Origin of the sequence: Luteolibacter arcticus, assembly GCF_025950235.1 — a bacterium.
GTDB classification, from domain to species: domain Bacteria; phylum Verrucomicrobiota; class Verrucomicrobiia; order Verrucomicrobiales; family Akkermansiaceae; genus Haloferula; species Haloferula arctica.
This window is the reverse complement of the sequence record NZ_JAPDDT010000014.1, coordinates 112671-132932: the sequence shown is the minus strand read 5'-3', so window position 1 is coordinate 132932 and position 20262 is coordinate 112671. Positions and strand designations below refer to the sequence as shown.

General features: G+C 63.8%; 21 protein-coding genes. 3 read left to right on the top strand and 18 right to left on the bottom strand.

Annotation, left to right across the window (positions count from 1 at the left end; translation table 11 throughout):
• Window positions 1-69 precede the first annotated feature (69 nt).
• The 4 genes from OKA05_RS23175 to OKA05_RS23160 form a co-directional block, all read right to left on the bottom strand.
• Window positions 70-2286 carry an NAD(P)-binding protein gene (locus OKA05_RS23175; RefSeq protein ID WP_264489582.1) on the bottom strand — a complete coding sequence of 739 codons (2217 nt, stop codon included), beginning with the start codon at window positions 2284-2286 and terminating at the stop codon, window positions 70-72.
• Complete coding sequence (locus OKA05_RS23170; RefSeq protein ID WP_264489581.1) at window positions 2270-5299, bottom strand: ATP-binding protein; 3030 nt, start codon at window positions 5297-5299, stop codon at window positions 2270-2272. Before OKA05_RS23170 ends, OKA05_RS23175 begins: the two co-directional genes overlap by 17 nt.
• 7 nt (window positions 5300-5306) lie before the next feature.
• Window positions 5307-6290, bottom strand: coding sequence for an acetoacetate decarboxylase family protein (locus tag OKA05_RS23165; protein WP_264489580.1), 984 nt, complete (start codon window positions 6288-6290; stop codon window positions 5307-5309).
• An 81-nt stretch (window positions 6291-6371) separates the two neighbouring features.
• A complete protein-coding gene (locus tag OKA05_RS23160; protein WP_264489579.1) occupies window positions 6372-7031 on the bottom strand; it encodes a response regulator in 660 nt (219 codons plus the stop codon).
• Between the two features lie 160 nt (window positions 7032-7191).
• Here OKA05_RS23160 and trpC point away from each other — a divergent pair, with 160 nt between their 5' ends.
• Both trpC and OKA05_RS23150 read left to right on the top strand, forming a co-directional pair.
• Complete coding sequence (trpC, locus tag OKA05_RS23155; protein ID WP_264489578.1) at window positions 7192-7980, top strand: indole-3-glycerol phosphate synthase TrpC; 789 nt, start codon at window positions 7192-7194, stop codon at window positions 7978-7980.
• A 49-nt stretch (window positions 7981-8029) separates the two neighbouring features.
• Window positions 8030-9091, top strand: a complete 1062-nt coding sequence (locus OKA05_RS23150; RefSeq protein ID WP_264489577.1) for an SAM hydroxide adenosyltransferase — start codon at window positions 8030-8032, stop codon at window positions 9089-9091.
• Window positions 9092-9101: 10 nt separating this feature from the next.
• Here OKA05_RS23150 and OKA05_RS23145 read toward each other — a convergent pair whose 3' ends face one another.
• The 3 genes from OKA05_RS23145 to OKA05_RS23135 form a co-directional block, all read right to left on the bottom strand.
• The gene (locus tag OKA05_RS23145; RefSeq protein WP_264489576.1) at window positions 9102-9497 is read right to left on the bottom strand and encodes a DUF1398 domain-containing protein; all 396 of its coding nucleotides are present in this window, start codon (window positions 9495-9497) and stop codon (window positions 9102-9104) included.
• An 88-nt stretch (window positions 9498-9585) separates the two neighbouring features.
• The gene (locus OKA05_RS23140) at window positions 9586-11085 is read right to left on the bottom strand and encodes a cytochrome P450 (protein WP_264489575.1); all 1500 of its coding nucleotides are present in this window, start codon (window positions 11083-11085) and stop codon (window positions 9586-9588) included.
• 83 nt (window positions 11086-11168) lie between these two features.
• Window positions 11169-12014 carry an SMP-30/gluconolactonase/LRE family protein gene (locus OKA05_RS23135; protein ID WP_264489574.1) on the bottom strand — a complete coding sequence of 282 codons (846 nt, stop codon included), beginning with the start codon at window positions 12012-12014 and terminating at the stop codon, window positions 11169-11171.
• Window positions 12015-12170: 156 nt separating this feature from the next.
• Between OKA05_RS23135 and OKA05_RS23130 the strand changes: the two genes are divergently transcribed.
• Entirely contained in the window at window positions 12171-13241 is a 1071-nt protein-coding gene (locus OKA05_RS23130) for an N-acetylmuramoyl-L-alanine amidase family protein (protein WP_264489573.1), read from the top strand.
• A gap of 77 nt (window positions 13242-13318) precedes the next feature.
• Here the strand turns inward: OKA05_RS23130 and map are convergent, their stop codons facing one another.
• The 11 genes from map to rplN all read right to left on the bottom strand — a co-directional run bounded on the left by map (window position 13319) and on the right by rplN (window position 20240).
• Window positions 13319-14113, bottom strand: a complete 795-nt coding sequence (gene map, locus OKA05_RS23125) for a type I methionyl aminopeptidase (protein ID WP_264489572.1) — start codon at window positions 14111-14113, stop codon at window positions 13319-13321.
• Window positions 14097-14759 carry an adenylate kinase family protein gene (locus OKA05_RS23120; protein ID WP_264489571.1) on the bottom strand — a complete coding sequence of 221 codons (663 nt, stop codon included), beginning with the start codon at window positions 14757-14759 and terminating at the stop codon, window positions 14097-14099. Before OKA05_RS23120 ends, map begins: the two co-directional genes overlap by 17 nt.
• A gap of 7 nt (window positions 14760-14766) precedes the next feature.
• Complete coding sequence (gene secY / locus OKA05_RS23115) at window positions 14767-16263, bottom strand: preprotein translocase subunit SecY (protein ID WP_264489570.1); 1497 nt, start codon at window positions 16261-16263, stop codon at window positions 14767-14769.
• Window positions 16264-16370: 107 nt separating this feature from the next.
• Window positions 16371-16820 carry a 50S ribosomal protein L15 gene (rplO, locus tag OKA05_RS23110; RefSeq protein ID WP_264489569.1) on the bottom strand — a complete coding sequence of 150 codons (450 nt, stop codon included), beginning with the start codon at window positions 16818-16820 and terminating at the stop codon, window positions 16371-16373.
• An 81-nt stretch (window positions 16821-16901) separates the two neighbouring features.
• On the bottom strand, window positions 16902-17585 hold the full coding sequence (gene rpsE / locus OKA05_RS23105; RefSeq protein ID WP_343226989.1) for a 30S ribosomal protein S5: 684 nt from the start codon (window positions 17583-17585) through the stop codon (window positions 16902-16904).
• A 12-nt stretch (window positions 17586-17597) separates the two neighbouring features.
• Complete coding sequence (rplR, locus tag OKA05_RS23100) at window positions 17598-17954, bottom strand: 50S ribosomal protein L18 (RefSeq protein WP_264489568.1); 357 nt, start codon at window positions 17952-17954, stop codon at window positions 17598-17600.
• Between the two features lie 20 nt (window positions 17955-17974).
• Window positions 17975-18517, bottom strand: coding sequence for a 50S ribosomal protein L6 (gene rplF / locus OKA05_RS23095; RefSeq protein WP_264489567.1), 543 nt, complete (start codon window positions 18515-18517; stop codon window positions 17975-17977).
• Window positions 18518-18545: 28 nt separating this feature from the next.
• Entirely contained in the window at window positions 18546-18944 is a 399-nt protein-coding gene (gene rpsH, locus OKA05_RS23090; RefSeq protein ID WP_264489566.1) for a 30S ribosomal protein S8, read from the bottom strand.
• A 29-nt stretch (window positions 18945-18973) separates the two neighbouring features.
• Window positions 18974-19555, bottom strand: a complete 582-nt coding sequence (rplE, locus tag OKA05_RS23085) for a 50S ribosomal protein L5 (RefSeq protein ID WP_264489565.1) — start codon at window positions 19553-19555, stop codon at window positions 18974-18976.
• A gap of 60 nt (window positions 19556-19615) precedes the next feature.
• Complete coding sequence (gene rplX / locus OKA05_RS23080; RefSeq protein ID WP_264489564.1) at window positions 19616-19840, bottom strand: 50S ribosomal protein L24; 225 nt, start codon at window positions 19838-19840, stop codon at window positions 19616-19618.
• A gap of 34 nt (window positions 19841-19874) precedes the next feature.
• Entirely contained in the window at window positions 19875-20240 is a 366-nt protein-coding gene (gene rplN, locus OKA05_RS23075) for a 50S ribosomal protein L14 (protein ID WP_264489563.1), read from the bottom strand.
• Window positions 20241-20262: the final 22 nt, after the last annotated feature.

Genomic DNA, 20262 nt, shown 5'->3' with positions numbered 1-20262 from the left:
CCCCCCCAGATCATGGTGGGGCGGGCATCCGGGAAACCGGGTGCCCGCTCTTTTTTCACAACTACTACGTCACTCGTACTGCAGCCCGTCGATCATGTCGCGGGTCGGGTAGCCCGTCAGATGGTGCGCCGCGAGCATGGCGGAGGTGACGGCGGACTCGACGCAGCCGATGTCGATGGAGTTGCGGCACCAGTCGCCCGAGAAGACCAGGTTGTTGAAGCCGCTTTCCCACGGCCACAGTCGGTTCGGAGCGGCGGTATTGGTCGAGAGCACGTAGCGCTCGCCGGGGTCGATGTTCATCCGGAAGTACTGCCAATCGAGACGCTGCTCGACCGTCGCCCCCTCGTCGGGATGATAGAGCGACATCGGGTCAAGGGTGTTGGTGCCGGGGAGACACACACCGGGCCAAAGCGAAGCCTTCTCCTGAATCCAGCTCAAGGCTGTCGCCTTGGCACGCGCCTTCTCGCGCGCGGGGTAACCCGGATCGCTGCCGGCCGGCGGCTCGTTGGCATCGTTGGAAATCGGGCCACACAGGTAGAGCAGATGGCTGGCACCGGGAGTCGCCTCGGTCCTCAGGATGTTGGAGGCCTCGATGATGATGTTGAACGGGTCCGGCCCCGAGCCGGCCATCGCCAGCTCGCAGAAGTAATCGTGGGTATCCCATCCCAGGTCGTCCTTGTCGGAGAACCAGAACTGGCAGGCAATCGTGCGGATCGTCTCGCTGGTACCGACCATGACCCGGAAGCGGGTGTCTTTCTCTAACAGACCCTTTGCCAGATGAGGGTGCGCCGCGGGCGGGATAGCGAGCACCACGTGATCAAACCGTTCGTGGCCATTGGCTGAGGGATCCATGCGATCATAAAGCTCGACCGTACTACTGCGATGGGTGCTCCAGTGGGACTCGAGCCCGGGATCGTCCGCCGGCGGCAGCGTGGCAGGGTCGAGCTGATCCACCATCGGGTGCTCCGGCCAGACCGGCCAGAAGACCGGGGGTGCCTCGGCGTGCGGGACGGCCACCTCTTTGATCGGGTTGTACTCATCCTTTCCATCGGCAAGGCGAACCTGACGGTTGATCCGGATGCGGGCGACACGATTGCCGGCTGCATTGGGCTCGAGAGCTTCCACCCGGTGGAAGAACTCGAAGCGCACTCCGCGGGCCTTGAGCACGCGATAGAGCGGGACGAAGACACACTCGCCCATGCCTAGGTTCATGCGATGGACATAAGCGCCCTTGTAGCCGAAGAAGATGCGGAAGAAACCGCGCAGTGCCGCGCCCGCGGCGAAGTTGGCATTGTTCGGATCATGCGCCATGCCATTGGAGAAGGCGAAGGGCGTATCGTAGTAGCCACGCAGGAAGGGCGACTCCTTCACCGTGGTGAAACCGGCGCCGTGCGACTTCAGCCACGCGAGGAACTCATGCCGGTCGAGCTGTTGGAACGTTTCGTCCCGGAGCAGCAGATCGACCAGCGCGCCACGCAAGCAGGTGCGATAGAGGTCGGCCAGGCAGACCTCGCGCTTCGCCTCGCTGGTCATGGCGCTCTTCTTCATACGCCGCAGCCGCCAGCCGATGTAGTCGAGCAGCAGCTTGAAGCCGCGGCCGATCAGCGGCTCGCCATACCAATGCCGCTCGCTGCCCGCGAGATCGATCAAGCGGCGGGAAAGATAGCTCGCCCAGCCGCTCGGGTCGCCGGGCTGGATGCCGGTCGGGCAAGTCATCGCCTCCTGCCACTTCACGCTGCGGCTGAGGATCTTCTCCATCATCTTGAGGAACCAACTCACGACGGGACCGAAAGCGCCGACCTTGCTAAGGTTGAGAGCGAGATGGTCGGCCATGCGCCACAGGTTCTCGCGAATGTCCGGACTCGGAGTACCATCACCGGGTTCTCCCGCGTAACGAGGCAAGGCCATCTTCCACGGCTCCCATTTCCCCGCCGGTTCATTGTGGTGATAGAAGACGCCTTCGCGTGCCTCCATGAAGAGATCCTTCAGCGTTTGGAAGGGCCCGACGGTGTGGCCAAGTTGCGCGTGTTCCTCCATCGCGCCGCGCAGGGTCTTGAAGGCATTCTCATAGAAGCCGAACCAGACGTGCGGGCCGTGTTCCTCGCTGCGATGCTGGTCGCTCTCGCCGCGGCTGCTGGCGCCTTTCCCACCCAAGCGCCAGCCCGTCTGATAGAGAGTGACGCGATACTTCGCGCGCAGCTCCGGGGTTGCAGTCAGCCAGTAGGCGGCGGCACATCCACCGACGCCGCCGCCGAGGATAACGATGTGTTCACGGGAGTCGATCATGGCGGGAGGCGAGTTGCTGGAAAAACGCGGCCTCGGCAGTCGCACCGCATTTTTCCAGAAGCGTCAGTCCATCCTGAAGCTGCGCGGAGGCCGGTGACTTCAGGGCGTGATAGCAGCGGGCGCGGGCCTTGAGGAAATCCGCACCCAGGCGCTGGGCCGCGTTTTCCGCCGCAATGAACTCCTTGCCACCACCGGGAGCATGCAGGCCGCGGGCGCAGTGCAGGATCGCGCCACCGAGGGAGAAACTCTTCGAGAAAGCGGTTGCACGCTTCATGAAGCGCTCCACCAGACCGCCGAACATCGGGTCAGCTTCCAGCTCAGGCGGACCCCACGAACGCATCTCGCCTAACAATACTGCGGCATCGGCCAACAGGAACTGGGTGGAAGACACCGGCGGATGTTGCCCGGCGAGATCTTCGGCATCGCGCAGACAATCCATCGCCTGCCACGGGTTGCCTGAGCGCCACGCGCACATCGCCCGCATCACATGGATCGATGACTGCGTGATCGCATCGCCACCATGCACCGGCACCTTGCGGCAATGGGCTTCGGCTTCCTTGGTGCCGAGGGTGGCAAGCGCGTGCAGGCTGCCCATCATCGCCGCCCACGTCCGCGATTGCCGGTCGGTGCGCTTGAAGGCCGACTCCTGCAACACGCCGGACCACTCGGCCGCACGTCCGAGATCACCGCGGAAGTAGTCTACGAAGAAAGCATGCGTCGCCGCCTCTTCCACACGACGCCCATGGCCGTGGGATTTCCAATACGCCACATTGCCGGCAGCGCGCTCGGCAGCCTCCGGCCAGCGCGTCTTGTCGAGATCCACCAGACAGCCGACGTGCTCGATGTAGGTCTGCTCGGTGCGGTCGCCGACCCGCGCGATCATCCGCCGCGCGATATTGCGGTAGCGCTCCGCCAGCCAGCGCGGCCGCTTGCCGGACATCGGACAGGCGATCGCCGCGCACAAGGACGCCAGCATCGCGCTCTCGCCATTCTTGGAGGCGAGATCGAGCGCGGTGACGCAGCAATCGGCGGATCGCTTCTGGTCATTCTGGAAGTAGGCGATCTCCGCAAGCATCAGTGCCGTGCGCGCCGCGCCTTCCCTTACCGGCGAAACCGTGGCATCTGCCCATGGTTTGCCAGTGGCGAAGAGCCACAGGTGGCGCAACAGCATGGCCCCCTTGATCGGGAATACCCCTTTCTCCGGACTGACGCGGTAAAGCACCAAGGCTTTCTCTAACAGACCCACCGCATCCTCGACCATGCCCCAGTGAAAGGCGGCCTCGCCTTCGATCTGGTAGCGCCGCGCCCGCTGGGCGATTGCCACCGGGTCGCCGGTGTGTTCGCTCACGCGGTCGAGGTCCAAGGCCGCGCGCGCCGCCTCGCGTGCTTCCCGCAAGGCGAAGCGACCGAGCGCCGCCCGCGCCGCGCGATCGAACAGCTCCACCGCGACGTCATCACGGCCGGACTCGCGGGCGTGAAACGCGGCCTCGGCAGGCGACAGATCCCGCAGCGGTCGCTCCATCATCCATTCGAGCGCCGCCCCGTGACCCGCTGCCCGGTCGCGGTCGGGCATCAGCGACAGCGCGGCTTCCCGCAGCAAATCGTGATAGAACGAAAAGCGTCCGGGCAGGGCTGGAGTCGCGACAATGAATTCACCTAACAGCGGTGAGGACCAGCAGGTCTCGAACTCGATTCCCGGGCTGCATGCCTTGGCCGTCGTCTCCGCCTGCTCCTTCGTGAACGGCTCACGCCAGATCGCACAGGCACCGAGCAACGAGCGCAGCCGCGGTGACAGATCGCGGAAGCGCCCTGTCAGCGGTGTCTCGTGAGCCGATTCCGCCGAGGCAGGTGCCGGCGCGAGGTCGAGTGTGCCACCCATCGCGATCAGGCGGCGTCGCTGGCTCAGCACTGAATACACCTCTCGCGAGATCAACGGCAGCCCACCGGAAACGCGATGGATTTCGTCGTTCAGCGCATCCGTGATTTCCGCGTGCCCGGACAGCTCTGCCAGCAGTTTGCGGTGCTCTTCCACCGACATCGGGCCGAGCACGATGTCTTCCGGCACGGGCTGCCCGCGCCGGCCGAGCACCAGCAGCATTGGCACTCCGGCATGCTCAAGTGCTTCCGTCACGCCATGGCTGCCCTCGTCCATCCACTGGATGTCATCGATGATCCCCGCACACGGGCGCCCGGCCACCAGCCGCGCCAACACGCCGGCGATGAACTCGGGCAAGATGTCCTTGTACTGTAGCGGGGAGAGTCCGCTGTCGTCCGTCTCGGCATGAACCGGCTCGGAAAGGAAGCGCACCAGATTCTTCACCAGCGTTTCATCCAGCGTCAGCGCGGCACCGGTGGCCGCAATTGCGGCGGTCAGGTCATCGCCACCCCATTGACCTAACAACGCACGCCAGGCGGCGAACGTGCCGGGCACATCCGTGGGCAGGCACGATACCCGTGCCACCTCCATTCCCCGTGACGCGAGCCAAGCCGCCAGCGCACCGATCAGGTGAGACTTGCCAGCACCGGCAGATCCGGAAATCGAGACCCGCAAGAAGGCATCGCCCTGCGCGTCGACCCGTTGCTGGAGCTTCTCCCACAACACCGCGCGAGCGGGTGCCTCGACCTCCTGCGGCACCGCCTTCCGTACCTCCAGCCGGTGCGCGCAGAACGGTTCCGAAAGGATTCCAGGCAGGAATCCGATGCGTTCGGCGCGATACGGCGGGGGCAATTGCGCCGCGGTCCGCTCGTCCATGATCAGGCCGTCGAGACCCATCGCCGACAGGCCTTCCAGCAATTGCGACACCGGCTCACTGCTGGCCGTGAGGCCGGAGCGCAGCGCGAGCAAGGCCGAGGCGTCCTTCTCTAACAACGTCGTTGCCTCCGCGAGCAGCACCTTCAGCAAATCGGCGGCATCACCGGTCTCGCCGGGGAGCTTGGTGCACGGGTCGGTTGCTTCATGCCGCCAGATTTCCCAGGCGGCAGCTTGTTCATGAATGCGATCTTCTCCGGACATCTTCGCGTCAACTGGTCCAGAGGGTTTTTCCAAGAGACATGTCGATCTGGAACTCCGATCTCAGCGGAGCGCCGATGGGTCCGCTTACGAGCCCGATCCTCTTCAGCAGCCGGCTGCTGTGCCACTCCGGCACCTCCAGCTCCCAATCGCCGCTTTCCCGGCGCAGACTCGTGAGGGTGGAGAACTCCAGCACGCACTCCGCCACCGAGCGATGACAGGCGACCCGGGGATTCGCGACATCGCGGAACTGCTTCAAGAAAACGAATTTCTGCCCGATCTCCAGCCCTTCGATCGCATCCACCACCCGCTCAAGGGTGAAATTCAGCGCCTTGCGCGCCGGATTGAGCTTCAGCAGATGGCCGAGCACCCCGCGGTCCAGACCACCTAACAGCTCCTCCTTCACCATCTCAGCCAAGCCCTTCCCGTACGAGTCCGGCTCAAGAGCAGGCTGGCCATCGTCCTTCTCGCGCCGGAGCGCAAGCAACAGCGCGTCGCGATCGATGGTGGCCTCGCCTTCCTTCCGGCAGGCCTCGGTGCGAGCCGTGCCGCCGTCGGGACCGATCTCGACCTTGCCCACGATCTTCGGAAAGCCGAAGACTTCGCGCCCGCTGATGAGTGCCGGACCGGAGTCGAGACACAGCACGATCGGGTAAAACTTCAGCGACGGGGGCGAGGGCAGGCCCTCGTTATCCCACTCCAGCACTGGCAGGGTGACCACCACTTCCGTCTCGGATGCCGCGCCCCAGGCATCGTGCGGCGGATCGATCGAGCACATCGACTTCATGTGCATGAAGATCACGAAGGCGAGCGGCAGGGCCGTGAACTCCGGCTTCGGCTCTTCATCGTCCGGCCGCCAGTTCAGGGTCTCGTCCAGCCACTGCTGGGCCGCATGGATGTCGATCCGACGAACGGCCGACAACGCCTCGACGCCGGTGATTCGATAGGGGGGACGGAAGTTGAGGTCCGTGTCACGTTCGGTATAGGGAATCATCGGGGTGGGGCGATCCGGGGAGATCAAGCATCACAACTAACAAAAACTCCCCGGTGCCGCCAATCGGAGAAACTCCCATTTTCATCCCCCCTCCTGGGTCGAGCGCCACCAGTCGCGCGCCTTCAGCAACAACTCGGTCTTGTTCGCACAATCGACCTTCACCTTCATGTGCTCGATGTGACTGTCCACCGTCTTGGTGCTGATCTTCAGCCGCAGGGCGATCTCCTTGGTCGAGTGACCCTCCGCCAGCAGGCGGAAAACCTGGTATTCCCGGTCGCTGAAGGTTTCGATGCCCGAGTTGGCCGGCTTGGCGACGCCGCGCAGGAGTTCCTCGGCCAAGGCCGGCGAGGCATACATGCCACCGGACTCGATCTTGCGGATCGCCTCGACCACGGCCGAGACCTTGTCGCCCTTCATGAGGTAGCCGTTGGCACCGGCCTTGAGCGCCCGCGCGCCGTAGTGAAGCTCGTTCTGCATGCTGAAAACCAGCACCGCACAGGACGGGGCGGCTTCCTTGATCCGGCGGACGAGATCGAGCCCGTCGCCGTCCGGCAATGAGATATCCACGACCGCCACGGCAGGCTTGAGTTGCACTGCCAACTCCAGTGCATCCGCCGCGGTGTGGACCGTGTGCGGGACGTAACCGGTGAGCATGGTCTCGACCAGCGACTTCACCGCGAGGGTGATGATCGGATGGTCGTCCACGATGAGTAGATCGCGCTTCGGCACCGGGGGGGGCATGTGAAAACTGGGTTGCCCGAGTCTCTATCAGACCCCTCCCGCGACGGGCGACAGGGAAAAATCGTTCACGGTTCCGAACGATTGGCCGCGCGGCTGCCACAGCGGCCGGTCTTTCCGCTTCCCGCGGCGGGCGTTCCGTGGTTTTCCTCCCGCGCCCGCCATGTCCGACAAGCTCGCCGAGATCATCGCCACCAAGCATCAGGAAGTCGAAGCGCTGCTAGCCCGCGCCGGCCACTTGCGCGCCGCCGCCTTGCAGCGCAATGAGTTCCGTGGCTTCCGCGCGGCCCTTGAACTCGGTCCGGACCGGCTCGGCGTGATCGCGGAGGTGAAAAAAGCCTCGCCGTCGGTCGGCCTGATCGACCCGAATTTCGACCCGATCCGCCAGGCAAGGCGCTACCTCGACGGCGGTGCGTCCTGCCTGTCCATCCTTACCGATGAGAAGTACTTCCAGGGCTCGCTGAGCTATCTTACGAAAATCTCGGAATTCTCCGATGCGCCGCTGCTGCGCAAGGACTTCACCGTCCACCCGGTGCAAATCCACGAAGCCATCGTGGCCGGTGCGGATGCGATCCTGTTGATCGTCGCCGCGCTCGATGACGACACTCTCAAGCGCCTCTACCAGGAAGCGAAAGACTTCCAGCTCGACGTGCTGGTCGAGGTTCACAACCTGCCGGAAATGGAGCGCGCCCTTGAGCTCGGCGCGGATTTGATCGGCATCAATAACCGCAACCTCAAGACCTTCGAGATCGACCTCGCGACCACCGAGGACCTGGCGGACGAGGTGGGCGACGACGTCATCCTCGTCTCCGAGTCCGGCCTGCGCACGCCGGAAGACGTCCAGCGCGCCCTCGATGCCGGCGCGAATGCGGTGCTCATCGGCGAGTCGCTGATGCGCGCCCACAATCCCGCCGAGGAAATCGAGGCTTACTTGGCGCTGCGGGCGATTTAAGGCGACTTCCCCCTTCCCTTCACGGTCGAGCCTTCCGTAGCATGTCGGGGTGAAAGCCCTCGTGCTCGCCATCGTCCTTTTCGCCGTCCACCTCCATGCCGCGGAGGTCGTGACCGGCGAAATCGATGGAGCGAAGTACATGTTCGCCACGCCGGAGAAGTGGGAAGGCAAGCTGGTGCTGATCGCCCACGGCTATCGCGCCGAGGACCAGCCGCTGAAGGCCGACTTCGAAATCGACAAGCGATTCGCCACACCGCTGTTAGATAAGGGTTGGGCGATCGCTTCGACCAGCTACCGGCGGAATGGCTGGATCATTGAGGACGCCATCACTGACCTGAAGGTGCTGCGCGACCACATCGCCGCGGCCAAGGGCGGGGTGAACCGCTGCATTTTGGTCGGCAGCTCCATGGGCGGGCTGATCAGCACGCTCGCCGCGGAAGGTGCCATCGACAATCTCCACGGCGTGGTCGCCATCGGCGCCTACCTTGGCGACCGGGAGACGGGAGCCTACTACCAGACGCTTTCCTGGAAGCCGAAGGTGCCGGTGCTGTTCCTGACCAACGAGACCGAACTCGATCACCCTCGCCACTATCGCGAAAAGGCCGGCGCGGAAACCACCGCCCTGTGGGAGATCAAGCGCCCGGGACATTGCAATGTCTCCGCCATCGAGCGTTACCACGCGGTGGTGGCCGTGGATGGATGGATCGATGGCACCGCGCCGGAGAAAGACAAGGATGGCACCGTGCGCCCGCCCGCAAGGAAGAGCACCGCCGCCAAACAGGACGGCGGGCTGGCCGGCAAGATCACCTTCGTCTCCGCAAGCTTCGGCAACCTTTCCAGCGATCTGGTCTCCGCGGATCTCGACACACTCAAGCTCAAGCCCGGAGACAAGGCGATCGTGAAGAGCGGCGCCGCGCAACTCGAAGCGACCGTCGCGCTCTACCGCACCGACGTGGAGGAAGGGAAGACCGCCGTCTACGTCACACCCGACGGCTGGGTGGCCATCGTCATCAACGGTGGCAACGCCGCGGAAGCACTCCAGGTGAAGAAGGGGGAACGCGTGACAATTTACCCTGCCCCGGCTCCAGCGGAAGAGAAGAAGTCCGAGTGAGCCGCAGGTCTCATCGCGCTCCGGGGAACCACTCGATATGCTGGTCTCCCTGGCGGCCGGTGTAGATCACACGCTGGCCACGGAGAAAGGCATGGTAGCCCTGCGTGCCGGCCGCCATCACGCGACGGGAAAAGGCTTCGTGCGTCTGCCCGTGAAGCTGGCTGTCGAGAATGGCGGCGCGCACCGCCTCCGCATCGAAGTCGGCAGCCACTGGCGGGAGGTTTTCATAAGGCAGCTCCACGACGAGTTGTTCGCCCGCGCCGTCATGGTAGGTCGTCGTGCGGGCGAGATAATCGACATGGTAAAACTCGACGCCCGCTTGGATCAGAAGGCCGACGATTTCGGGAAACGGCAACTGGGCTTCGTGGGTGGCACGGGCTGCTTCGTGGATCAGGCTGGCATTCATGGTGTCACTTGAAATGGACGGCTTGTCCGGGATTGCGTGATCCCGGCGTCTCCTCGGGAGGGCTAAGCATGTGGTCTTTGCAGGAGACTCACTCCCTCGACTCCAGATCCACCCACACGCCGTCCGCGGGCTTGGTGGAAACGCCGGCGCAGGGGTCGGTCTTTTCGGCGGCAGCGGTGAACTTGAACATTTTCACGATGGCACCGACGACGAGGCCCACCTCGAGGAGGCCAAGGTAGCGGCCGGGGCAGAAGCGGGGGCCGTGACCGAAGCCGAAGTGAAGCATGTCGCGGGAGGTGATGCCTTTCGCGGCGAGGACATCCCAGCGCGCGGGCGCGAAGACATCGGCTCGATGGCCGCTGACGGCCTCGCCCCAGAATTCCTCGTTGCGGTTGGCGTGCCATACATCGAGGCGGATGCAGGTGCCGTCCGGGATGAACATCCTTTTCCCGTCACCGACCTCGAGTGTGGTGTCCACGGTGGCGCGGCGGGGAAAGAAATAGAGCGCTGGAGTAAGGCGCAGGGTTTCCTCCAGAACGCGATTCAACGTGACGGCGGCGGCGAGGTTGTCCGGATCGTAGGCGTTCATGTCGCGCACCTCGGAGAAGATCTGCTCCTGGATGGCGGGCGTGCGGGAGAGGTGGGAAAGGGCCCAACTGGCAAAGGAGGTGGTGGCCTCCATGGCACCGGCGAGGAAGACGCGGACATTCGCGCGCAGGGCGTCATTCGTGGCGTCGGACTCGAATTGGCACCAAAGGCCGCGCCCCTCGGCGCGACCGGAGAGGGCGATGTCCGTGAGCGCCTCGAAGTCGGCGGCGTATTGTTTGAGCACCTTGTCCCGGCCGGTGAGGCGGCAGCGCAAGGCGTGGAGCCGGGGCGCGACGGTATCAATGATCATGTGCTCGATGAGATGCACGAGCGCGGGCACATAGCGGTCGCGCAGTTCCTCGCGGGAGACGGCGGCACCGAAGAAGTTGTTCACCAGCATCTCAAGCATGACGACTTGGATCTCCGGCTCCAGCCGGAGTCGCGTGGTCTTCTGCCCGGTGGCCTGGAGGTGGGCGCGCAAGGCCGCGAGGCGCTCCGCGACGGTCCGGCGGAAGGTCTGCTCGAATCCGTGGAATTTCTCCGGCTGGAAGAGGTTCGACTTGCTGAAGGGCTCGGCGGAGAGGCGCTTCTGGCGTTTCCACACGGCGCCGTTCGCATAGAGCAGCGAGTCCACGCCGGTGGCGCGGGCGATGCCGGCGGTGGGCCCGGTGTCACGGTCGAACTGACCGGGCTTGTCCCCGGTGGCGGCGAGGATGGCCTTGATCACAGCGGGATCGCGCGTGAGCAGGACGGGGGGTAGGCCGGCGAGGTAGAGGTAACGATTGTGCCGGGCTCCGGCGCCGGTTTCCTTTTCCGCACCGGTGTAGAAGGCCTCGAAGATCTTGATAGGCTCCTTGTAATTCCACGGATGGGGAAAGGGGAGCGTAGGACCGCCGGCACCGAAGAGGGAGACACGGGACGGGAGGAGGTCGCCGCCGGTGAAGGGATTCTCGCCGCTGAGCTGGCGGGAGAGGCGAGTGACCCAAGTGCGAAAGGACATGCGATGCGGGCGGTGGAGGAAAACGACGACAGTGGAAGCAACGCCGTCCGATCAAGAGCTTCGGAAGACCCGAGCGGGTTCTATTATCCCGCAAACCCATTCGCCGCCACGCCTTTCACCCCGAGCCCGCGGATCCCGAAGAGGCGCCCGGCGTCCGCTTCTTCCACGCTCTTGTGCACGCCGGTGGTGACGTAGAGATCCGCCAGATCCGGCCCGCCAAAGGCACAGGCCGTTGTCTCCAAGCAAGGCAGATCCACCTTGCGCAGCTCTTCCCCGCTCTCCGGGCTGAAGCAGGCCACGCAGGCGCCGTGGCAAAACGCGATCCACAGGTTGCCATCGGCGTCGATGGTCATCCCATCCGGCGAGGAGCCGTGATGCGCCGTGGAAACCACGCTCCGCAGGTTCGTCAGGTGGCCGGCTTCGTAGTCGAAGGCGAGGACCTCTTTCCGCGGGGTGTCGATGTAGTAGACCGTACGGCCGTCAGCGCTCCACACGATGCCGTTCGAATTCGTCACCGGGCCGAAGACCTCGTGGATCGTCAGATCGGGATCGAGGCGGTAGAGCCGGGCATCGCCGGTCTTTTTCACCAGGCTGATCGTTCCGGCGAAGAAGCGGCCGTCGGGCGAGCACTTGCCGTCATTGAAGCGGTTGTCGCCCTTGTCCGGCTCCGGGTCGCCGAGCGAGGTCAGGTGACCGTCCTCACTGAGAAAATGGAAACCATGGTCGCCCGCGATCACGAAGCCGCCTGCCTCCCGCGGAACCACGGTGCCGACGCGCTCGCCGACGTCCCAGGTCTGCTCCTCGCCGGTGGCCGGATTGAAACGCACCACGCGGTGGCTTTCGATATCCACATAGAGGAGCGAATCCTTCCACCACAAGGGTCCTTCGCCCCAAATGGCGCGGTAGTTGCCGACGGTTTCGATGGTCATGCGGCGGGACCGTAGGCCGCGGTTAGGGCGGGAAAAGAAAAAGCTCAGGCAACATCCGGGGCGGCCGGCTTTTTTGTCCGGTGAAAACGGATTTGTCATACCGCCGCAAATCCGCTATTCCCTAGGTCTCCCCTGCGCAACGCCCCGAAAAACCTCATGCAGAACCGATTTTCGATTCCGCTCCTGCTGGCTGTGCTCTTCGCGTGGCTGGGAGCTTCTCCCGTCGCCCGTGCGCAGTGGGAGACCAAACAGATCAACGGCCGCGACTACATCTGTGTGGATGGGATGAAGAAGTTTTACGGCTTCGATTCCATCAAACGCAGCGGCAACCAGCTCCTGCTGGACAAGGTCGTCATGGCCAAGAATCCACGCACCGGCAAGGTGGAGAAGCAGGGAGTCCTGATGAAACTCCAGATCGGCTCGCAGGAGTGCCTGATGAATGGCGTGAAGTTCGTCTTCAGCTACAAGGTGGAGGACAATGGCGGACGCGTCTGGATGTCGCGGATCGACCTCACCAAGCTGGTGGATCCCGTCCTGCGGCCGAACTACATCGCGGACGCTGGCAATTTCAAAACCGTGATCATCGACGCCGGCCACGGCGGCAAGGATCCCGGAGCGACCAATGGACTGGGCACCGAAGCCGGCTACAACCTCGACGTCGCAACGCGTCTCAAGAAAATCCTGTCCGACCCGAAGGTCGGCTACAAGGTGGTGATGACCCGCGAGAGCGACCGCTACCTCACGCTGCAGGAGCGCGTTCAGCTCGCGAACCGCGTGGGCGAAAACGCGATCTTCATTTCCATCCACCACAACTCGGGCGGCAGCGCCGCGCGCGGTCTGGAAACGTTCACCCTCTCGCCCATCGGTGTGGCCCACTACGGCCGCGGCCTGAATGCCAGCGACTTCCAGATGCGCACCGGCAATAGCCACGACTCCGGCAACGTCGCGCTCGCCACCGCCGTCCACGGTTCGCTGCTGACCCTCCTCAAGGAGCCCAAGACCGAAAAATCCTACACGCTGGACCGCGGCATCAAGCGCGCCCGCTTCAGCGTGCTGACCGGGGTGAAGCACCCGGCGATCCTGGTCGAGTGTGGTTTCATGACGCATCCCTACGAGGCGCGCCTGATCCACAACGAGGCCTATCGCAACACGGTGGCCAAGGGCATCGCCGCCGCAGTGATGAAATACAGCAAGGCGGTTTCAAAGGGCTCGGCTGCGAACCCTTGAGGAAAAGAACCGGCTCCACGCTTGGTGACGGCCGTCACGGAGAAGGATCGCAAGCCCGACTGCTTTGAGCCCTGCCCTTAAAGTCCCGGCACGCCGCGTGGCCGCCACGTCAGCAACTCGGGCTCGCCTTCAGTAATTAGCACCGTGTGCTCGAAATGCGCAGACGGCTTGCCGTCGGTGGTCACCACCGTCCAGCCATCGTCCAGAATGCGCACTGTGCGGACACCGGCATTCACCATCGGCTCGATGGCCAGGATCATGCCCGGCTCAAGGATGGGGCTCTTGCCTTGGGGCCGGTAATTCGGCACCTGCGGCGCTTCATGCAGGTCCCGGCCGACGCCGTGACCGACAAAGTCGCGAACCACAGTGAAACCCAACGGCTTCACGTACTCCTCGACTGAGCCGCACAGGTCGGCCAGCCGTTCGCCGGCGCGGGCATGGGAAATGGCGGCGAAAAGGGACTCTTCGGTCGCAATGAGAAGACGGCGGGTCTCGTCGGGGACGTCGCCAACCGCCACGGTGATGGCATTGTCGCCAATCCAGCCGTTCTTCACGATGCCCACGTCGAGCTTCACCACGTCACCCGGCTGGATCTTGCGCGGTCCACCGAGGCCATGGACGACCTCTTCATTAACGGAAATACAGATCTGGCCCTTGAACGGCCCGCTTTGCCCGCGGTAGCCGAGGAAGGCGCTCTTGCACTCGCGCTGGCGCATCAGCTCGGCGGCGAGCTGGTCGATCTCGAGGGTCGTGCGCCCGGGCTCGATCGCCTTTGCAAGCTCCAGCAGGACCTCGCTGGCAATCGCACCGGCAATGCGCATGCGGCCGATCTCGTGCGGCGTCTTGATCTTGATCTTATGCCGCCTGGCCATGGGCTTCGAGGGATCGGATGCACTCGACCAAGCGCTTTTCCACGTCTTCCACGCCCGTGGTCGCATCGAAACGGCGCAGCAGGCCTTCGCCTTCATAGCGGGCCACCACCGGGAGCGTGTGCTCTTCGTATTCGGCGAGGCGCGACCGGAAATTCAATGGGGTATCGTCGGCACGCGGGCCGGTCACGCCGCCGCACTCGGGGCAGCGGTCGGCGCGGTTGAGTTCCTGACGACGGCCGGACCAACGGCACTCGGGGCACTCGATGCGATTGCCCAGGCGCACCAGCAGCTCATCGAGCGGCGCTTCCAACAGCACCGCAGCGGTCAGCTTCTGGCTGTGTTCCGCCAGCCAGCTCGCGAGGAAGTCGGCTTGGAAGAGACTGCGCGGGAAACCATCGAGCACCCAACCGCCGGCTTGCTTCGAGAGCCATTCGCCCATGATCGGGCACATCAGCGAGTCGGGCAGGTATTCTCCCTTCGCGAGTATCGGCTCGGCCTGCTTGCCGAGTTCGCTCCCCTGCTCCACCGCCGAGCGCAAGAGCGCGCCGGTGCTCAGGTAGGCGAGGCCGAGATCCTCGGCCAGGCGACGGCCCTGGGTCCCCTTGCCGGAGGCAGGCGGACCGAGGAGAACCACACGTTTCGACATCGCCGTATTAGGCTTTGGCGATCCACGCCGCAGCGGCCACGACCACCAGCAAGCCGATCACGGCCCATAGGTAAACGAGTGCGGTGCTGGACGCGGCATTGCCGGTCTGGGCGAGGCGGTCGTAGCGCCCCTTGATCTTGCCCTTGCGGAGGAAGCCGTCGTAGTGGCGCTGCAGCAGGTGGGTCTCCACCTGGCGCATGATGTCGAGCACCACACCCACGAGGATCAGCAAGCTGGTTCCACCGAAGAACTGGAGCACCATCGAGCCCGGCGGCAGGTCTACGAGGTGGCCCACCAGCGGCGGCAGCACGAAGATGAGGGACAGGAAGATGGCACCCGCGAAGGTCAGGCGCGTCATCGTGAAGTCGAGGAAGTCGGCCGTCGGCTTGCCCGGACGGACGCCGGGAATGTAGCCGCCATTGCGCTTGAGGTCTTCCGAGATCTGCGACGGCTGGAACATGGTGGCCACCCAGAAGTAGGAGAAGAAGAAGATGAACAGGCCACCGAGGACGTAGTACCAGCTACCCCCGGGGTTGAGCGCTTCCTGGAGCTTCACGGCCCAGGTTTCGCCCTTGGCAATCCACGAGATCATCATCGTCGGCAGCGACAGGATCGCGGTCGCGAAGATGATCGGCATCACGCCGGCGTAGTTGACCTTGAGCGGCAGGTACTGGGTCTGTCCGCCGAACTGCTTGCGGCCGACGACGCGCTTGGCGTACTGGACCGCGATCCGGCGCTGGGCCTGGGTGATGGCAATGGTGCCGGCGATCACGAGGATCAGCATGGCAATCATGACGACCATCATGACCGAGCGGAAGGCATTCACGTCATCCCCGGTCACGAAGTGACGCCAGGTCTGGACGAGCGCGCCGGGCAGCGCGGAAATGATGTTCACCGTGATGATGATCGAGGTGCCGTTGCCGAGACCGCGCTCGGTCATCTGGTCACCGATCCACATCAGCAGCAGGGTGCCGGACACCAGCGTCAGCACGGTCAGCGCGATCCACATCATGTTCGCACCGGGTACGAGCACGCCGTATTTCGCGACGTTGTCGATGCCCTGCATGTAGAACAGGCGCTCCGGATGCATCAGCGAGGTCGCCACGAAGTAGCCCTGCACCAGCGCGATCACGATCGTGATGTAGCGGGTGTATTGGGTGATCTTCTGGCGGCCGCCGTCTTCACGGGCCAGGCGGGCCAGCTTCGGCACCACCGCGGTCATGAGCTGCACCATGATCGATGCGGAAATGTAGGGCATGATCCCCAGCGCGAAGATGCCGGCCTGCTGGAGGCCACCACCGGCGAAGATGGTGAGCATCGCGCCGAAGGCGTTGCCGCCGTCGGTCTTCGCAGCATCGGCCATCCACTTCTCGATGACCGCGGAATTCACCCCGGGCAACGTGATGTGAACGCCAAGGCGGACGATGATGATCATCGCCAGGGTGAAAAGAATGCGGTCCCGGAGTTCCGGCACCTTCCAAGTATTCGCGAACGCGGAGATCATGGGGAAGCGGTGAGCTGCAAAAAGCGACGGGTTTGTAAACAAGGCGAGGAAGCGATCAAGCGCTTCCTCGCCGGAGAACCGTCAAGACGGGTATGACCAACAGAGGATCAAGCGATGAGCTGGACGGAGCCGCCAGCCTTTTCGACCTTCTCCTTGGCCGAGGCGCTGATCGTGTCCACGACGATGGTCAGCTTCTTGCTGATCTCGCCGAGGCCGAGCACCTTGACCTGTTCGCAGGCGCGATTGATGAGACCGGCCTTGCGCAGGGCTTCTTCATTGACGGTGTCGCCGTCGTTGAAGGCCTTGTCGAGCTGGGCCAGGTTCACCACTTCGACCTTGGTCTTGAAGTTGAAGTTGTTGAAGCCGCGCTTGGGCAGACGACGGTGAAGGGGCATCTGGCCACCTTCGAAACCGACGCGGGTGCCGCTGCCGGAGCGGGCCTTCTGGCCCTTGTTGCCCTTGCCGGAGGTCTTGCCGTGGCCGGAGCTTTCGCCGCAGCCGAGGCGCTTGACCCGGTGCTTGGCACCTTTATTAGGCGCGAGAGTGTGAAGTTTCATAACTTTTTGAAGTTAATTGGGATATTGGGATAATTAGGCGACTGGGGTCGGAAAACCTCAATCACCCAATCTCCCAATGAACTAAATCGCCTTTTCCTTCTTCTTGCCGCGGGATCCGAGGATCTGGTCGCGGGTGCGAAGCTGGGTGAGTGCCTTGAGGGTGGCCTTGACCACGTTCGAGTGATTGGAGGAGCCCATCGACTTCGCGAGGATGTCGCGGATGCCGACTGCTTCGCAGACGGCGCGGACGCCACCGCCGGCGATGATGCCAGTTCCCGGCGATGCGGGCTTGAGGAGCACCTTGCCACCACCGAACTCGGCGTAGATTTCGTGGGGGATGGTTCCTTCCACGATGTTCATCGGCTTGAGCGACTTCTTGGCGGACTCGCCGGCCTTCTTGATCGCGTCGGCCACTTCGTTGGCCTTGCCGAAGCCGAGGCCGACCTTGCCCTCGCGGTCGCCAGCGACGACGAGCGCGGAGAAGCTGAAGCGACGGCCGCCTTTGACAACCTTGGCGCAACGGTTGATGAAGACGACCTTCTCAGCGAGCTGGGGTCCATCGGACTCCTGCGGCTGGTTGCGGTCGTCGCGGCGAGGGCCACGCGGGCCGCCGCGGTTCTGGCCACCAGGGCCGCCGTAGCCGCCACCACCACCGCGGTTGCCACCGTAGCCGCCGCGCTGGCCGTAGCCGCCCGGTTGCTGTTGCTGGCCGCCCTGCGGGGGCTGGGGTGCGGAAGGAGTAGGAGTCGAATCTGGAGTCACCATGACGGTAAGATATTAGAATTGAAGACCGGCTTCGCGGGCGGCATCGGCCAGAGCCTTGATCTTGCCGTGGTAGAGGTGACCACCGCGGTCGAAGACCACGGCGCTGACATTGGCAGCCTTGGCACGCTCGGCAACGAGGGCACCCACCTTGGCGGCGGCTTCCACGTTCGAGGCGGCACTTTCGAAGCTCTTGTCGAGCGTCGAGGCGGAGACGAGGGTACGACCGGCGACGTCGTCGATGACCTGCGCGTAAACGTGCTGGTTCGAGTAGTGAACGGCCAGACGCGGGCGTGCGGCGGTCCCGGCGACCTTCTTGCGGATGCGCGCGTGGATGCGGCGGCGTCCTTCCTTGCGATTGATCTTGCTCATTTCGAGTAAAGGTTTCGGGGTTACTTGCCGACGCTCTTGCCTTCCTTGCGGCGAACGTGCTCGCCCACGTAACGGACGCCCTTGCCCTTGTAAGGCTCCGGCGGGTAGAAGCCGCGGACCTCGGCGGCGAACTGGCCGACGAGCTGCTTGTCGATGCCTTCCACCTTGATCTTGGTGTTTTCGTTCACGGTGACGGTCAGACCGGCCGGGATCGGGTGAAGGATCGGGTGGGACTTGCCAAGGGACAGGTCGAGGTCCTTGCCCTTGACTGCGGCACGGAGACCGACGCCCTGGATTTCAAGGTCCTTGAAGAAGCCTTGGGAGACTCCGGTGATCATGTTGTTCACCAGGCTGCGGACGGTGCCGTGCAGCGCGCGGTGGGTGCGTGCCTCGCTGGCGCGGGCGACGATCACCGTGGCGGTGTCGTCTGCATTGATGGTGATGCCGGAGGGAAGCGCGAGATCGAGCTTACCCTTCGGGCCTTCGACGACGACCGTGGTGCCGTCAACTTTCACGCTGACCTTGGCGGGCAGGGAAATCGGTTTGAGACCAACTCGTGACATGGTAAATGTTCCTTTCTCGGGTTGGGGATTACCAGACGTGACCGAGCACTTCGCCGCCGAGTTGGCTGCGCTTGGCGTTGGAGCCGGTCATCACACCCTTGGAGGTGGAGACGATGGCGATGCCGAGTCCGTTGAGGACGCGGGGCATTTCCTGACCACCGCAATAAACGCGGCGGCCGGGCTTGGAGACCCGCTTGAGGTCGGTGAGGACCGGGCGGCCATCGACGTAGCGGGCCTTGACCTTGAGCTGCGGGTGTCCGGAGTCGGTGATGACTTCGAAGCCCCAGATGTAGCCTTCCTCCTGAAGCACCTTGGCGATGTCGGCCTTGATGCGGGAGTAGGGGGCCAGGAACTGCTCGTTGCCAGCGCGGCAGCAGTTCTTGAAGCGGGTCAGGAAGTCGGAAATTGGATCGGTGAGAACGGCCATGATGGTGGTTCCTTGAAAGGTAATCGGAATCAGGCGGCGGCGCCTTCGGTGGTCTCCGCCTTCTTCACGTCGCGGAACGGCAATCCCAGCTCGGTCAGCAGGGCACGGCCTTCGTCATTGGTTTTGGCCGTGGTGACGAAGATGATGTCGAAACCGATGGTGCGCTTGATCTGATCAAGCTCGATTTCAGGGAAGATGGACTGGTCAGGCAGACCGACGGCGTAGTTGCCGCGGCCGTCGAAGCCCTTCGGCGAAATACCGCGGAAGTCGCGGATGTTCGGCGCGGTGACGTTGATGAAGCGATGCAGGAATTCCCACATGCGGGCGCCGCGGAGAGTCACGCGGGCACCGAGGGCTTCACCCTCGCGCAGCTTGAAGTTGGCAACGGCCTTCTTCGAGTAGGTGATCGACGGCTTCTGGCCGGTGATCTTGGCGATCTCGGAGACGGCATCGTCCACCGCGACCTTGCGGTCCGGGGCCTTGCCCATGCACGAGGTGACCACGATCTTTTCAAGCCGTGGGATCTGATGCGGATTGGTGTAGCCAAGCTTCTCCTTGAGAGCCGGCGCAACCTTCTCCGCGTATTGCTTTTGCAGTACTGGGGTGCTCATTTTGTTTTAGCGGGTCAGCGCTTCGTTTAGTGCGCTTAAGCGCGGGCAAAGACCGAAGTCTCAGCCCAGTTTCTTTACATTCGAGATGTGGACGGGGCCGTCCTGCTCGAGGATCCCGCCATCGGGATTCGCTTCGGAGCGGCGGGTGGCCTTCTTGATGGTGCGGCCGCCTTGGACGACGACCTTGCCTTTTTCAGCATCGACGGAGAGAACAGTGCCGCGCTTGCCCTTGTGGTTGCCGGCGATGATCTCGACTTCGTCGCCTTTCTTGACGTGAGTCTTCATGGGAAATATTCGGTTGAAGGGGTGCCCCGTAGCCTCAGAGGACCTCGGGTGCAAGCGAGACGATCTTCATGAACTGCTTTTCACGCAGTTCGCGGGCGACCGGTCCGAAGATGCGGGTGCCCTTCGGGTTGTTGTCCTTGTCGATGATGACGATCGCGTTGCCATCGAAGCGAAGGACGGAGCCGTCAGCACGACGGATCGGGAAAGCGGTGCGGACGACCACTGCCTTCACGACAGAGCCCTTCTTGACCGAGGCGGTCGGGATCGAGTCGCGAATGTGGGCGGTGATGATGTCTCCCACCTGTGCGGTGCGGGAGCGCTTGCCGAGGACACCGATCATCTTGGCAGAGCGGGCGCCGGTGTTGTCGGCGACCTGAACGAGGGATTCCATCTGGATCATGGCGGAAAAAGCGTGTGTGGTG